The following is a 15,224-nucleotide window of genomic DNA, read 5'->3' as shown; positions in this document are numbered from 1 at the left end:
TTATTACCAAGGAAAACAAAGACGTTTAAGTCATTTAGGAAACAAAAGAACAGTAAAAAAGAAATGGGAAAAATCATAGCATTGGCCAACCAGAAAGGTGGCGTGGGCAAGACCACAACAAGCATCAATCTGGCAGCATCGCTCGCCACTCTCGAGAAAAAGGTGCTCATCGTTGACGCAGACCCTCAGGCAAATGCGTCAAGCGGACTGGGTGTTGACCTCAACGAGGTGGAATGCTCGCTGTACGAATGTATCATTGACGGAGCCGACGTTCGCGATGCAATGTACACCACGGATATTGAGACACTCGACATAATACCGAGTCACATAGACCTCGTAGGGGCGGAGATAGAGATGCTCAACCTTTCGCAACGCGAACGTGTAATAAAGAAAATTCTTGACCCGATAAAGGATGATTACGATTATATCCTCATAGACTGCTCGCCGTCGCTGGGACTTATAACGGTAAATGCTCTCACGGCCGCCGACTCGGTAATTATCCCGGTGCAGTGCGAATATTTTGCACTAGAGGGAATAAGCAAACTTTTGAATACAATAAGAATTATAAAAAGCAAACTTAATCCGCAGTTGGAAATCGAGGGTTTCCTGCTCACGATGTACGACAGTCGCCTCCGATTGGCAAGACAGATATACGACGAGGTTAAGCGACATTTCCAGGAATTGGTGTTCAAAACCGTCATTCAACGCAACGTGAAGTTGTCGGAAGCACCGAGCCACGGTCTGCCCGTTATTCTATACGACGCAGAATCCACCGGAACCAAAAACCACCTTGCGCTGGCAAAGGAAATAATAAACAAGAATTAATCATGGCAGTAAGAAAAAAATACAGTGCCTCGGGGCACAGCGCACTTGGCAGAGGATTGGACGCACTTATCTCAACCGAAGAGGTAAGAACGCAGGGCTCGTCAACAATATGCGAAGTACCCACATCGCAGATTGAAGCAAACCCAAACCAACCGCGACGCGATTTCGACCAAGAGTCGCTGCAAGAATTGGCACAGAGCATCAAGGAAATTGGCATCGTAAGTCCAATAACGCTGCGTAAAATGAGCGATGAGCGATACCAGATAATTGCAGGCGAACGACGGTGGAGGGCATCGCAAATGGCAGGGCTGCATGCTCTGCCGGCATACATACGCACAACGAGCGATGAGAATGTAATGGAAATGGCACTCGTGGAGAACATTCAACGAGAAGATTTGAACTCCATAGAGATTGCACTTGCATACCAGCACTTGCTCGAAAACACCGGCATGACACAGGAGAAAGTGGCAGAACGAGTGGGAAAGAGTCGCACAGCCGTAACCAACCATTTGCGACTGCTGAAACTGCCCGCACAGGTACAGATGGCTCTTCAGAAGAAAGAGATTGACATGGGGCATGCACGCGCACTGCTTTCAATAGACAGTCCGTCGCAGCAGATACGAATGTTCCGCGACATTCAGAAGAACGGATACTCGGTGAGACAGGTGGAAAGTCTTGTCAAACGGATGAGAAACGGCGAAGAGGAGGCTGCGAAAGTAACGTCGGGGAAAAAGACATCGATGCCGGAAGAGTATGCACCGATGCGCGACAAACTGGCCGAACTTTTCAACAGCAAAGTGGAAGTGACATGCTCTGCCGGCGGGAAAGGAAAGATAACAATACCTTTCGGCAACGGAGAAGAATTGGAATGGATAATGAGTGTGTTCGACAAAATGAAATAGCAACAGCCGTGAGAGCACTGCCGAGCAATATATACAGGATTGTGGCGGCGGCGGTTATGGCCGTCGCATGTTTCGCGACCGATGCCAAAGCACAGGTGGAGACCGACAGCACGTTCATCTTCAACTTTGCAAACGAACAGGAAATGGAGTTAACAGCGACAGAAGACGGCAACGAGGTTGTCATCGCAGACACTGCCTTAACAACAGAAAAAATTCCACGTGCCGCCGAAAGGCGCAACAGGGACAAGGCAAAGCGCGAAAAGAAAGATTGGGAAAAATGGCGACCGGAACCGAAGAAAGCCTTATGGCTGTCTATCGTGCTTCCCGGCGCAGGCCAGATATACAACCGTAAATACTGGAAACTGCCAATTGTGTATGGTGGATTCATCGGTTGCATATATGCCATGCGGTGGAACAACATGATGTATGACGACTACTCGCAGGCATACATTGATCTTACAGACAACGACCCGCAAACCCAGAGTTACAACAAGTTTCTGCATCTTGGGGCTACCATCACTCCCGAAAACAAGGCGAGATACGAGAACCTTTTCAAAAATAGAAAAGACTATTACCACCGCTATCGCGACCTTAGTTTTTTCATTCTCGTGGGCGTTTATGCCCTCTCGGTAATCGATGCATACGTAGATGCATCGCTGTCGGAGTTCGACATATCACCGGATTTGAGCATGAGAATCGAACCGGCAGTGATGAAAAGCAACGGGTACGGGAACCCGCTAAAGTCGGCAGCGATAGGACTTAACTGTTCGCTGACTTTCTGACACTAACCATTTGAAAATAATAAAATAAACGACAGATATGAAGAAAAGACTTTTTTTTACTATTGCCGCAATGTTTACCGTCACATTCTCAGCATTCGCTCAATATGACGATGAATACGAAATCGTTGTTACCGATGCCAACGGACAGCGACAAGAGATAGACATACCCGAAGCAATGACGTTCGAGGTGGACAGCATGCTTAATCTGTATTATTCCAAGACGTTCCTTGCAGACGACGAAAACTGCATAACGAGCAGCAGCGACCCGGAGTTCAGCGAGCAAGAATACATCGACCGACTCAACCGACTGCCATACGTAATACCGATGCCCTACAACGAGATTGTAAGGAAATTCATCGACCGATATACCAAGTCGGGACGTCGTTCGGTGGGATATATGATAGCAGCGATGAATTTATACACACCGATATTCGAACAGGCACTCGAAACTTTCGGTGTTCCACTCGAGATGAAGTATCTGCCCGTGGTAGAGTCGGGGCTCAACCCGTCGGCCGTTTCACACGCAGGGGCAGCCGGATTGTGGCAGTTTATGATTCAGCCGGGCAAACGCTACGGACTGCGCATCAACTCGCTCGTCGATGACCGACGCGATCCCATCAAGTCTTCGTATGCCGCAGCCGAACTGCTGAGCGACCTGTACCAGGTTTTCGGAGACTGGCATCTCGCATTGGCAGCATACAACTGCGGACCGGAAAACGTGAACCGCGCAATACACCGAGCCGGAGGCAGCAAGGACTATTGGACAATTTACCAATATCTGCCACGCGAAACACGAGGTTATGTGCCGGCATTCATCGCAGCAAACTATGTGATGAACTATTACTGCGAACACAATATATGTCCCATGCGCTCGACACTGCCCGAGAAAGCCGACACCGTAATGGTTGACCGTGATGTGAGTTTCAAAACCATTTCGGAATTTTGCGACATTTCAATCGAACAACTCAGAGCATTGAACCCGCAGTACAGGCGAGACATTGTGAACGGAAGCAGCGAACCGTCGGCTATCAGCATGCCAACGGCAGCAGTGCTGTTGTTCATCGATAATCAACAAAAGATATATGCACAGTCGTCAAACGTCACTTTCTCTGACAATGCAGATTCGTACTCCTATACCGAACCGAGGCAGTATCAGTCACAGACGGCAAGCAACGGATATACGAGGAAATCGTACACCGAACCGCAACAAGGATATACCACAACGAGAAAATCATACTCGGGAAGCACCGGCAACTCATACGGCAAGGGTAGGAACAGTTACAGAAACAGTCGGGGAAAAATTACAAAGAACCGCTACTCGTCGGCAAAAGAACAAGGTAAAGCATCAAAGAAACACAGAAAAAACGGCAAAAGAGGCTCGAAAAACTCGACACGCCGCCGTCAAACAACACAGAGTGTTACCATACGACAAGGCGAAACTCTGTCCGGACTCGCTCGCAAACACGGAACAACCGTAAAAAAACTTCAGCAAATTAACGGAATAAAAGGCTCGAACATACGAGCCGGCAAGAAAATAAGGGTGAAATAAAAACCCGAAAATATAAAGGTGTGGACATGCAAAAGCCGGTGCATGTTCATACCTTATATTATATAGTTCATACCTTATATTATATATATGTACGATAGAAAAACAAAAACTTCACACTAACCGTCATAAGATAGAAACAGAAGATACTATGGAAGAGCAGGACAAGAAAGACATCACACGCGAAGAAGCGGAAGAGAAACTCGTGAACGATGCGTTCAGGAAACTGTTGGACAGTTACCTCGCATCGCGACACCGCAAGAAAGTGGATATAATCACCAAGGCATTCAACTTCGCAAAACAGGCACACAAAGGAGTTCGCCGACTGTCTGGCGAACCTTACATAATGCACCCCATTGCCGTGGCACACATAGCATGCGAGGAAATGGGACTCGGCTCAACGAGCATCTGCTCATCACTACTGCACGACGTGGTCGAAGATACAGACTACACGGTAGAGGATATTGAGAACATCTTCGGGAAAAAAATAGCACAAATCGTTGACGGTCTGACAAAAATATCCGGCGGAATATTCGGTGATCAAGCATCGGCACAGGCAGAGAATTTCAAGAAATTGCTGCTAACCATGAGCGACGACATCAGGGTTATACTGATAAAGATATGCGACCGCATGCACAACATGAGAACACTCGAAAGTCAGCCGGCAAACAAACAATACAAGATTGCAGGAGAAACACTGTACATATACGCACCACTCGCCAACCGACTGGGACTGAACAAGATAAAGACAGAACTCGAAAATCTCAGTTTTAAGTTCGAACATCCGGAAGAGTACCGGTATATAATGAACAAACTCCAAATGAGCAGCGTGAAACGAGACAAACTGTTCGAGAAATTCACGGCTCCGATAAGGGAGAAACTCATGGAAATGGGCATAAAGCATGAGATAAAGGCAAGAGTGAAAAGCCCATATTCCATCTGGAACAAAATGCAGACCAAACATGTGGCATTCGATGAAATATACGACATACTCGCAGTGCGTATAATATTCAGTCCGGACAAAAGAGAAAACGAAATAAACGAATGTTTCAACATATACGTTGCAATAAGCAAACTATACAAGGCGCACCCGGGACGACTGCGCGACTGGCTCAGCCACCCGAAAGCAAACGGATATCAGGCACTGCACGTCACACTGATGTCAAAAATGGGACAATGGATAGAGGTGCAGATAAGAAGCGACCGTATGAACGAAATTGCAGAGCAGGGATTTGCGGCGCACTGGAAATACAAAGACGGAGGAGGAGAATATACCGAAGACGAGAGCGAGTTAAACGATCTGTTGAGAACAATAAAAGAAATTCTCGATAACCCGCAACCGAATGCAATGGATTTCCTCGACGCGATTAAGATGAATCTATTCGCAACCGAAATATTCGTCTTCACTCCCAAAGGTGAGATAAAGACCATGCCGGCAGGATGTACCGCACTCGATTTCGCTTTTCAGATACACACTTTCCTCGGAAGTCACTGCATAGGGGCAAAGGTAAACCATAAATTAGTTCCGCTCAGCCATAAACTTCAAAGCGGAGACCAAGTAGAGATACTTACGAGCAACTCTCAACACGTTGACCCGCAGTGGATAAATTTTGTGGAAACGGCAAAGGCAAAGAACAAAATTCTTTCCATACTGCGACGCGAAGGGCGTGAGATACAGAAAAAAGGTGAGAAGGTATTGACAGAATTCCTGAAGAGATACGACATGGAACCTACTCTTTCGGTATTAGACAAACTATGCGAACTGCACGAGGTACAAAAACACGAAACACTATTCCAAGAACTCGGGAACAAGAAAATAATACTCGGCGAACAAGACATTGACGTTCTGCAAGGCAAGAAAAAAAAGCAGGGAAGCAGCGGCTGGAGGAGATATGTGCCGTTCCTCGGAAGCAAGGGGAAAACGGCTATGAAACAAGTGGAGGCCGGTAACAACGGCACACTGATTGTCGTGCCGAAGGACATGAACCGCAAGAAACCCATATTCGTAACCGACGAAAACATATCGCAGTATATCTTTAAAGATTGCTGCCACTCAATTCCAGGAGACGACATTCTCGGTTTCATCACAAGCGACAATCACATTGAGATACACAAACGCTCATGTCTCGTAGCATCGAAACTGAAATCAAGTTACGGCAACCGTATCCTCGATGCAAAATGGAAGATGCGTAAGGTGCTGTTCTTCGAGGCCGAAATAAAGATTAGAGGAATAGACCGTGTCGGAATACTTAACGATGTCACACAAGTACTGTCATCGCAGTTCGGCGTCAGCGTACGTAAAATCACCGCATGCTGTGAGGAAAGCATATTCGAAGGCAGGTTGGAACTTCGCGTACACGACCGCGAAGATGTACACACAATAATGAACAGACTGAAAAAGATTGACGGACTGAAAGAGGTCAGCGAGACTAATTAAACCGCTACATTTGAAATTAAAAGACTGTAAATAAGTCATCTGAAATAAAGTCAAAGGTTGAAAGCAAGTCTATTTAAATGAACATTGATTTGCTTTCAACCTTCAACTTTTTAACTTACAGGCAATCAATCTTACCAAGCCTTATATTTATACATCGAGAGCGTAACATTTGTGGTTTCCTCTTCTTCCTCTTCAAGATCCATCTCTGCGGGTTTTGCCAACGCTTCTCCGTTGTCACCATCAATAGAACCATTATTTATCGGACTGAATACCAATCCCTCCCCCATCAGTTCCGGGTATTCCACTACACCGATTTCCGGTGCAGTGTATGCTTTATTTTTCATATTATATCATTTTATGTTCATTATTCGGAAATGACTTTCATGCCATTTTTGATATAAAAGAATTGGCATTCCGTTATCTTGCATCACTTACTTTATATGTAGCGAAATCCGAATATTTCTTTTCTCCGATTGCAATCGTTTCTCTCCCCGAAGCATTCAGATATACGAATAGTACCATAAAAGAAACTATTACCATCTTAAAATAGTAATTGTTTTAATGATAATATTTTGTAATAATGTATGTATTTGTTTTTAAAGAATAATACCATGCCGGTAGTTACGTCAGGTAATCGAGTTGTCGTTTCAGTTCTTTCAAATCATCGCGCACACGGATAAGACGCTCAAGTGCCTGCGTACTGCTATCCACGTTTTTCTTGTTCTGTTGCAACATCTTTCTCGCCGCCGCAAGTTTGAACCCTCGCACTTTCACGAGATTATATATAAGGCGCAGTTGTTCGATTTCCTTGTCGGCATATTGGCGCACGCGGTTACCCGTGGTCTTCGGCTTAATCTGCGGGAACTCGGTTTCCCAATATCGCAACAAACTATCCGTGACACCGAACATCTCGGCCACTTCCTTAATCGAATAGTACAGTTTCTTGGGTTTCTCGTTCTTTAATGGCATTTTTTCTTAATTGCTATTTCTTTACATATCTCCGTCATACTGTTTTGCATGCAGGATATTTCCTGCAAATATACAAAATAATTTGCAATATGAAACGAATACCGCAAGATTTTTATTAATTTTGCACCCAAATTTCAGAAATAACAAACAGGATTTAAGTAAAATACAATTTATATGATGACAGCAAACGAAATCCGCGACTCGTTCAAGAAATTCTTCGAGTCGAAAGGTCACGCTATAGTTGCGTCGGCACCCATGGTGGTGAAAGACGACCCCACATTGATGTTCACCAACGCAGGCATGAACCAATGGAAAGACATTATCCTCGGAACACACGAGCCGGAACCGCGCCGCCGTGCCAACTCGCAGAAGTGCCTGCGCGTGAGCGGAAAGCACAACGATTTGGAGGAAGTCGGCCATGACACATACCACCACACCATGTTCGAGATGCTCGGCAACTGGTCGTTCGGCGATTATTTCAAAGAAGGTGCCATAGACATGGCATGGGAATATCTCGTAGAAGTGTTGCACCTAAACCCCGAAGACCTCTATGTAACGGTATTCGAAGGTTCGCCCGAAGAGAATATCCCTCGCGACGACGAGGCTGCCAGTTTCTGGAGCAAGCATCTCCCCGCCGACCATATCATCAACGGCAACAAGCACGACAACTTTTGGGAGATGGGCGACACCGGACCCTGCGGACCGTGTTCGGAAATACATCTCGACTCACGCACTGCCGATGAAAAGGCGAAAGTGCCCGGACACGAGCTCGTCAACAAAGACAACCCGCAGGTAATCGAGATTTGGAACCTCGTCTTCATGCAGTTCAACCGCAAGACAGACGGCTCGCTTGAGAAACTCGCCATGAACGTAATAGACACCGGAATGGGTTTCGAGCGTCTCGTGAGAGCATTACAGGGCAAGAACTCCAACTACGACACCGATGTATTCCTGCCCATGATACGCGAGATAGAGAAACTTACGGGAATAAAGTACGAGGGGGAGAATGCGGAAGATGACAGTCCGGCATCGGGCAAGGAATGCTCTGTGAAAAAATCGGACGCGGTTCAAACATCAACCTCATCCAACCAATCAACCGTTGCCATGCGTGTAATTGCCGACCACATACGTGCCGTGAGTTTCTCAATCGCCGACGGACAATTGCCCGGAAATGCGAAAGCAGGCTATGTGATACGCCGCATACTGCGCCGGGCGGTGCGTTACGCATACACTTTCCTCGGACAGAAAGAGGCGTTTCTCTTCAAACTCGTGCCGATGCTCGTACACGAGATGGGCGACGCATATCCGGAACTTAAAGCACAACGCGAACTCATAACTCGTGTCATAAAGGAAGAGGAAGACTCGTTCCTGCGAACTCTCGACAAGGGTATAAGCATGCTCAACAGCGCAATGGATGATATGAGGAGTGCCGGAAAAAGCGAACTCGACGGGGCGCAGGCTTTCAAATTGTTCGACACCTACGGTTTCCCACTCGATTTGACCGAACTGATATGCCGCGAGAATGGTTTCTCCGTAGATGCGAAACGTTTCGACGAAGATATGAAAAAGCAGAAAGAACGCGCAAGGAATGCCGCGGTCGTAGAGAACGGCGACTGGATTTCGGTGGGCGAAGCAGATGCCGGCATCGAACAGAAATTCGTAGGCTACGACTATACCGAACACGAATGCCGCATCATTCGCTACCGCAAGGTTACACAGAAGAAAAACTCTTTCTACGAACTTGTACTCGATAACACTCCTTTCTACGGAGAGATGGGCGGACAGGTGGGCGACCAAGGCGTTCTCGTGAGCGAAGAAGAAACGGTGCAGATAACAGACACCAAGCGCGAGAACAACCAGTCGGTACACATCGTCAAGGAACTGCCCAAAAACATTGAGGCAGCATTCATGGCATGCGTAGATACCGACAAGCGCGAAGCATGTGCAGCAAACCACAGTGCAACACACCTTCTCGACTACGCTCTAAAGAAGGTGTTGGGCGACCATGTGGAACAGAAAGGCTCGTTCGTTAGCCCCGACACACTGCGCTTCGACTTTTCGCACTTCCAGAAAACCACCGACGAGGAACTGCGACGGGTGGAACGCATGATCAACGACATGATACGCCAAAACATCGGTCTCGAGGAATTCCGCGACACTCCGATAGAAGAGGCACGCAAAATGGGTGCCGTTGCCCTCTTCGGAGAGAAATACGGCGATAAGGTAAGAGTGGTAAAATTCGGACCGAGCGTGGAGTTCTGTGGTGGAATTCACGCACGAGCCACGGGCAGCATAGGCATGTTCAAGATTATTGGCGAGGCAAGCGTGGCTGCGGGAATACGTCGCATAGAAGCCAAGACCGGTAAAGAATGCGAGGAGTTGATATATGGTCTTGAAGACGGCATGCGTGCACTAAAAGCAATGTTCAACAACGCCAAAGATCTCAAAGGCACCATACAGAAATATATTGGCGAACACGACGAACTGAAAAAGCAGGTGGACAAATTCGTTGCCGAAACCATAGAAAGATTGAAAGACAAACTCCTCGAGAGTCCGCGGGTCATCAACGGCGTAAAGGTGTATTCTTCCGTACTTCCCATAAAACCCGAGCAAGCCAAGGATCTTGTCTTCAAGGTACGCGCGGCAGAGCCTTCGCATTCGCTCTGCGTGGTGGGAAGTGTTTATGAAAACCGCCCGATGCTAAATGTCATGTTGAGCGAAGATCTCGTTAAGGAGAACGGCATGAACGCCGGACAATTGGTACGCGAGGCTGCCAAACTGATTCAAGGCGGCGGCGGCGGACAACCACACTTTGCATCGGCAGGAGGCAAGAACCCCGACGGCATCAGCGCGGCAGTGGACAAAGTAATTGAACTGGCTGCTCTTTAAACCCAAATCTGTCATTAGACCGCATTTGCTTAGATTTACTATTGCCATTACGCTTCCCGACTGCTTTAGCCCGCTTGCTGACATCTGCACAGCCATTACATCTCGACGTAGCCCGCTACGCCTTAGATGAAACGGCTGCACATCCGCTCAACAATCGAACAAAATCGGTTGAGGGTTCTAATGACAGATTTGGGTTAAAGGCATAATATAAAAGGCACGGGAAGCAATGATGATTTTGCTTCCCGTGCTTTTTTGTCATGCAATATGGCGTGTTCTGTAATTTATCATCGCTTTATACTCGTAAACAACCTGTCTGCCCGACAAAGTAAATTTACGAAATACACCATACATGTTTGTCTCCCCTACTTTTAATCTGCCAAGGTTGCCATAATCTTTGCCTCGAGTTCTTCGCAAAGTTCGGGATTGTCGGCGAGCAGTTTCTTTACGGCATCGCGCCCCTGACCCAGTTTTGCATTGTCGTAAGAGTACCACGAACCGCTCTTTTGCAGTATGCCGTAATCCACTCCGAGATCGACAATCTCTCCTACCTTGGAGATTCCGTTTCCGAAAGTTATCTCGAACTCCGCCTTGCGGAACGGAGGAGCCACCTTGTTCTTCACCACTTTCACCCGCACTTGGTTGCCAATCACCTCATCGCCATCCTTTATGCTGGTGACGCGACGTATGTCGAGACGCACCGAAGAGTAGAATTTCAGCGCGTTTCCTCCCGTAGTCGTCTCGGGACTGCCAAACGTTACGCCTATCTTCTCGCGCAGTTGGTTGATGAAAATACATGTGGTGTTTGTCTTGGCGATGGTACTCGTGAGTTTCCGCAGAGCCTGACTCATAAGTCGTGCCTGCAGTCCCACCACGTTGTCGCCCATACCTCCCTCAATCTCTTTCTTTGGTGTGAGAGCCGCAACCGAGTCTATCACAAGAATGTCTATGGCAGACGACGAGATGAGTTGGTCGGCAATCTGCAGTGCCTGCTCGCCATTGTCGGGTTGCGAAATCCACAAGTTGTCCACATCAACCCCCAGCCGCTGCGCATAGAAACGGTCGAACGCATGTTCGGCATCTATGAATGCCGCTATGCCTCCTTGTTTCTGCGCCTCGGCAATGGCATGAATGGCGAGTGTGGTCTTACCCGACGATTCAGGTCCGTATATCTCGATGACGCGCCCCCTCGGGTAACCTCCAACTCCGAGTGCGACATTCAGTCCGATGCTTCCCGTCGGAATAACCTCCACGTTCTCCACCTGTTCGTCTCCGAGTTTCATTATCGACCCTTTCCCGAAGTCTTTTTCTATCTTTGTCATTGCCGCCTGCAATGCTTTCATCTTCTCGTTTTGCGGATTCACGGCACCCGCTTCTTCTGCTTTCTTTGCCATATTGTCATTACATAAATATTGTTATCCTCCTTCCCTTTGAAATATTACAGTTCCAAATCTCCGTCAAACACCTCGTTCCAAGGCAGTCCTTGTTTGTTGAGTTGTTCCATGAACGGATCCGGGTCGAACTCCTCTACGTTCCACACTCCGGGCTTGCGCCATATTCCTTTCACGAACATCATTGCCCCAATCATAGCCGGTACGCCCGTGGTGTAACTCACGCCCTGCATTCCGGTCTCGTTGTATGCCGCTTGATGCGAGCAGTTGTTATACACATAGTATGTTCTTTCTTTTCCGTCTTTCATGCCTTTTATGCGGCAGCCTATAGATGTCTCGCCGTCGTAGTTCTCGCCAAGATCCTGCGGGTTGGGCAGCACCGCTTTCAAGAATTGCAACGGTACGATTTTCACGCGTGCCGTTTTCCCCGTTCCGTCTGCCAGCGGAGCCTCGTATTCTATCTCGTCTATGCGGCTCATTCCGAGGTTCTCGATAACGTCGAGATATGTGAGATACTGCTGTCCGAAAGTCATCCAGAAGCGTGCCGTTTTAATTGTCGGGTAATTCTTCACAAGCGACTCCAACTCCTCGTGGTGCATTAGGTATGATTCTCTCGGACCTATGTTGGGATAGTTGAGCGGCTTGTGTATGCTCAGCGGTTCGGTCTCTATCCATTCGCCGTCCTTGTAGTACAGTCCTTTCTGCGTTATCTCGCGAATGTTAATCTCCGGATTGAAATTCGTTGCGAATGCCTTATGATGGTTTCCTGCGTTGCAATCCACTATGTCCAGTTGTGTTATCTCATCGAAATGGTGCTTTGCGGCATACGCCGTGTATATCCCGCTTACTCCGGGGTCGAACCCGCAACCGAGTATCGCGCACAGCCCCGCCTGCTCGAAAAGTTCTTTGTATGCCCACTGCCACGAATATTCGAAATGCGCTTCGTCCTTCGGCTCATAGTTTGCTGTGTCGAGATAGTTGCAGCCACATGCCAGACATGCGTCCATTATTGTCAGGTCTTGGTACGGCAGTGCGAGGTTTATCACCAATTCGGGCTTGAAACCGTTGAACAAAGTCTTGAGTTGTTCCACATCGTCGGCATCCACCTGTGCCGTGGTCACGTTCAACGGTGCCGGTTTTGTTTCGAGGACATAATGCGTCTGCCCGTCTTTTTCCTGTTTATTCTCGATGTTCAGTCCTGAACGCGTTGCCAAATCCTCCACCAGTTTGTCGCATTTTTCCTTGCGTCGGCTGGCAATCATAAACTCGGTAAACACATCCGTGTTCTGCGCAATCTTGAAAGCAGCCACCGTGGCCACGCCTCCTGCGCCAATCATAAGTATTCTACTCATATCCTTTTCTTGTTTGTTTTCCGATAGTCCGGGTGCGGGAGGCATTCGGTGTGCCTGCCGTCGTCTATTTGCTGCAAAGTTATTATAATTCGTTGAAAATACAAAACAAAAGCATCTATTTTTGAATTGTGCCACGAATATTCTCTCCGCATCGTGCCGCTCCTGCCCGCACCGTCTGCATTTCTTTGTCACCCGTCACCCCGTAACAAGCCTTCCGTTATTCAATTTCGGCGGTTTTACTCACCAATTTCGCCGAAATAAGTCTGCAAATCAGGCGATTTTCCTTGGTAATCAATAACTGAAAAATGGATAAGAACAAACAGATTGGGGATAAAGCAAAGTCTGTCGTCATTTTATTAATCTTTTATAGAAATCTTCTTTGTAGGCATTACCAATACCTATTTCATGTTTCCCGATAAACACATCGTTGCTGTCGAACGATTCTATCTTATCTAAGTTCACAACATAGGACTTGTTGATACGGAAAAAGACAGACCGGGGTAAAAGTTCGTGTATGGTGCGCAGATACATTTTGGTAATGATGCGACGGTCTCCCGTTTGTATTATTACATAGTCTTTCAATCCCTCTATGAACAGTATGTCGTCATATCTGACCTTGTAATATCTACGCTCCGACTTTACAAAAAAGAAATCGACATCAGCCTCCACAGTTTCTTTCTCTGCATTTACGAGCAGGGTATGATAGTTACAAACCTTCTCCACGGCTTTATGGAAACGTTGTTCCTCTATGGGCTTGACGAGGTAGTCTGTGGCATTTACTTCGTAACTGTCCAACGCATATTCGGAATAGGCAGTGGTAAATACGACAAGTGTTTGCGACGGTATTTTGCGAGCAAAATCGATCCCGTTTGTTCCGGGCATTTCAATGTCGAGAAAAATCAAATCCACAGAATTACACCTCATGTACTCGGCCGCAGATTCTGCAGATTCAAAATTACCGACAAGTTCCAGTACGGGATTCTTGTACACGAGTCTTTCCAATCCTTCACGGGCAATGGGTTCATCATCGATGATGATACATTTTACGGGGTCACACATAAGTTTACGATATATTTATTTTCTTGTTCTGCAACAGACAACGTATATTTCTTTCCGAACAACAGTTCCAGTCTGCGTTTAACATTCTTCAACCCAAGCCCTCCGCAACCATTAGGTTTGCGACCCTCTGTCTTGGTGTTCTCACATCGGAAATACAATCGGTTCCCGGAAACGGAAAACATGATATGTATGTTTGCACTCCCTTTGACATTCGCACTATGTTTAACCGCATTTTCAACAAAAGGGATAAACAGTAACGGATACATGGAAATACTTTCCACTATGCCGTCCGTGCAAATCTCATAATTAAGACTTTCGCGACGAGTACTTTCCAATTCGAGATAATTGCGCAAAAAAGAGATTTCATTCCTCATCAAAACTTTTTCTTGCGATGATTCGTACAACTGATATTTCAACAAACCTCCAAGTCGTAAAAGGATGCCATGCGCCAACTGCGGTTCTTGTTCTGCTTTTATGTTGGCGTTGTTGAGCGTATTGAAAAGAAAATGCGGATTTATCTGGTTTTTTAATTGTTGCAATTCTGCTTCCGCCATCGTCTTTTCTTGTTCGGCCATTAGACGACTGTTTTCCATCCAATTTCGGAATAGCGGAAAAACGGAAATAGACAAGATGATCAACCCCAATGACAGCATATTTCCTGCAATGTTAAGAAAAAGTGGTATAAGTCCTTGATTTTCGGAAATATCATACAATATGTTTTGTGCGGAAATAATGACCATCATAAATAAAACAACGCACAAACTCATGGAAATGACATAACCGAAAAGTTTATTCCGCAACAGAAAAAGTGGAACAAGCAGACGGTTGTTGATATATACTGCAATGGCAAAAACGCCTAAATATATCAACCATTCATAAAGCCTCGCATTTGCAAATCTACTGCATACATTGTCGTTGTTATAGACCATCTCCACTGTCAAAACCACAATGACACAGAGCAATAACAAGTATCCGGTCTTCCGAAAACCTCCTGTTTCGATTTTTATTCCAATCGTTTTGTTTATCTCTTTCAACAATGTCATTTCTTTATTTACATTTAATAATTAGAACTTTG

Annotated in this window: 13 protein-coding genes; 7 read left to right on the top strand and 6 right to left on the bottom strand. The window is 46.6% G+C overall.

Annotated features, from left to right (window positions below; translation table 11 throughout):
* Window positions 1–63: 63 nt before the first annotated feature.
* From EII32_RS01245 to EII32_RS01225, 5 genes are all read left to right on the top strand, one after another.
* The gene (locus tag EII32_RS01245; RefSeq protein ID WP_125233648.1) at window positions 64–825 is read left to right on the top strand and encodes a ParA family protein; all 762 of its coding nucleotides are present in this window, start codon (window positions 64–66) and stop codon (window positions 823–825) included.
* 2 nt (window positions 826–827) lie between these two features.
* Complete coding sequence (locus tag EII32_RS01240) at window positions 828–1,727, top strand: ParB/RepB/Spo0J family partition protein (RefSeq protein ID WP_125233647.1); 900 nt, start codon at window positions 828–830, stop codon at window positions 1,725–1,727.
* A gap of 143 nt (window positions 1,728–1,870) precedes the next feature.
* A complete protein-coding gene (locus EII32_RS01235; RefSeq protein ID WP_233582285.1) occupies window positions 1,871–2,509 on the top strand; it encodes a DUF5683 domain-containing protein in 639 nt (212 codons plus the stop codon).
* 37 nt (window positions 2,510–2,546) lie between these two features.
* On the top strand, window positions 2,547–4,058 hold the full coding sequence (locus tag EII32_RS01230) for a lytic transglycosylase domain-containing protein (RefSeq protein ID WP_233582276.1): 1,512 nt from the start codon (window positions 2,547–2,549) through the stop codon (window positions 4,056–4,058).
* Window positions 4,059–4,206: 148 nt separating this feature from the next.
* On the top strand, window positions 4,207–6,492 hold the full coding sequence (locus EII32_RS01225; protein WP_125233646.1) for a RelA/SpoT family protein: 2,286 nt from the start codon (window positions 4,207–4,209) through the stop codon (window positions 6,490–6,492).
* Window positions 6,493–6,623: 131 nt separating this feature from the next.
* On the opposite strand, the gene EII32_RS01220 is transcribed toward EII32_RS01225, so the two are convergent.
* A complete protein-coding gene (locus tag EII32_RS01220; RefSeq protein ID WP_125233645.1) occupies window positions 6,624–6,836 on the bottom strand; it encodes a hypothetical protein in 213 nt (70 codons plus the stop codon).
* A 277-nt stretch (window positions 6,837–7,113) separates the two neighbouring features.
* Complete coding sequence (locus EII32_RS01215) at window positions 7,114–7,461, bottom strand: MerR family transcriptional regulator (RefSeq protein ID WP_125233644.1); 348 nt, start codon at window positions 7,459–7,461, stop codon at window positions 7,114–7,116.
* Between the two features lie 174 nt (window positions 7,462–7,635).
* On the opposite strand from EII32_RS01215, the gene alaS reads away from it, so the two are divergent.
* Both alaS and EII32_RS12000 read left to right on the top strand, forming a co-directional pair.
* The gene (alaS, locus tag EII32_RS01210) at window positions 7,636–10,350 is read left to right on the top strand and encodes an alanine--tRNA ligase (protein ID WP_125233643.1); all 2,715 of its coding nucleotides are present in this window, start codon (window positions 7,636–7,638) and stop codon (window positions 10,348–10,350) included.
* Between the two features lie 41 nt (window positions 10,351–10,391).
* Complete coding sequence (locus EII32_RS12000) at window positions 10,392–10,556, top strand: hypothetical protein (protein ID WP_158611093.1); 165 nt, start codon at window positions 10,392–10,394, stop codon at window positions 10,554–10,556.
* A gap of 162 nt (window positions 10,557–10,718) precedes the next feature.
* Here EII32_RS12000 and recA read toward each other — a convergent pair whose 3' ends face one another.
* The 4 genes from recA to EII32_RS01190 all read right to left on the bottom strand — a co-directional run bounded on the left by recA (window position 10,719) and on the right by EII32_RS01190 (window position 15,192).
* Window positions 10,719–11,741 carry a recombinase RecA gene (gene recA / locus EII32_RS01205; RefSeq protein WP_125233642.1) on the bottom strand — a complete coding sequence of 341 codons (1,023 nt, stop codon included), beginning with the start codon at window positions 11,739–11,741 and terminating at the stop codon, window positions 10,719–10,721.
* A 44-nt stretch (window positions 11,742–11,785) separates the two neighbouring features.
* The gene (locus EII32_RS01200) at window positions 11,786–13,075 is read right to left on the bottom strand and encodes a saccharopine dehydrogenase family protein (protein ID WP_410524555.1); all 1,290 of its coding nucleotides are present in this window, start codon (window positions 13,073–13,075) and stop codon (window positions 11,786–11,788) included.
* A gap of 363 nt (window positions 13,076–13,438) precedes the next feature.
* Complete coding sequence (locus tag EII32_RS01195; RefSeq protein ID WP_125233640.1) at window positions 13,439–14,149, bottom strand: LytR/AlgR family response regulator transcription factor; 711 nt, start codon at window positions 14,147–14,149, stop codon at window positions 13,439–13,441.
* Entirely contained in the window at window positions 14,134–15,192 is a 1,059-nt protein-coding gene (locus EII32_RS01190; protein WP_125233639.1) for a sensor histidine kinase, read from the bottom strand. The genes EII32_RS01195 and EII32_RS01190 overlap by 16 nt, the downstream gene beginning before the upstream one ends.
* Between the last annotated feature and the right edge of the window lie 32 nt (window positions 15,193–15,224).

Source organism: Prevotella sp. OH937_COT-195 (assembly GCF_003932845.1).
GTDB lineage: Bacteria > Bacteroidota > Bacteroidia > Bacteroidales > Bacteroidaceae > Prevotella.
Note: the sequence above shows the minus strand (reverse complement) of the source record. Positions and strands in the feature narration are given on the sequence as shown.

Coding starts and splice junctions, on each gene's coding strand:
- EII32_RS01245 (WP_125233648.1), top strand. CDS start 64: ATGGGAAAAATCATAGCATTGGCCAACCAGAAAGGTGGCGTGGGCAAG.
- EII32_RS01240 (WP_125233647.1), top strand. CDS start 828: ATGGCAGTAAGAAAAAAATACAGTGCCTCGGGGCACAGCGCACTTGGC.
- EII32_RS01235 (WP_233582285.1), top strand. CDS start 1,871: ATGGAGTTAACAGCGACAGAAGACGGCAACGAGGTTGTCATCGCAGAC.
- EII32_RS01230 (WP_233582276.1), top strand. CDS start 2,547: ATGAAGAAAAGACTTTTTTTTACTATTGCCGCAATGTTTACCGTCACA.
- EII32_RS01225 (WP_125233646.1), top strand. CDS start 4,207: ATGGAAGAGCAGGACAAGAAAGACATCACACGCGAAGAAGCGGAAGAG.
- EII32_RS01220 (WP_125233645.1), bottom strand. CDS start 6,836: ATGAAAAATAAAGCATACACTGCACCGGAAATCGGTGTAGTGGAATAC.
- EII32_RS01215 (WP_125233644.1), bottom strand. CDS start 7,461: ATGCCATTAAAGAACGAGAAACCCAAGAAACTGTACTATTCGATTAAG.
- alaS (WP_125233643.1), top strand. CDS start 7,636: ATGATGACAGCAAACGAAATCCGCGACTCGTTCAAGAAATTCTTCGAG.
- recA (WP_125233642.1), bottom strand. CDS start 11,741: ATGGCAAAGAAAGCAGAAGAAGCGGGTGCCGTGAATCCGCAAAACGAG.
- EII32_RS01200 (WP_410524555.1), bottom strand. CDS start 13,075: ATGATTGGCGCAGGAGGCGTGGCCACGGTGGCTGCTTTCAAGATTGCG.
- EII32_RS01195 (WP_125233640.1), bottom strand. CDS start 14,149: ATGTGTGACCCCGTAAAATGTATCATCATCGATGATGAACCCATTGCC.
- EII32_RS01190 (WP_125233639.1), bottom strand. CDS start 15,192: ATGACATTGTTGAAAGAGATAAACAAAACGATTGGAATAAAAATCGAA.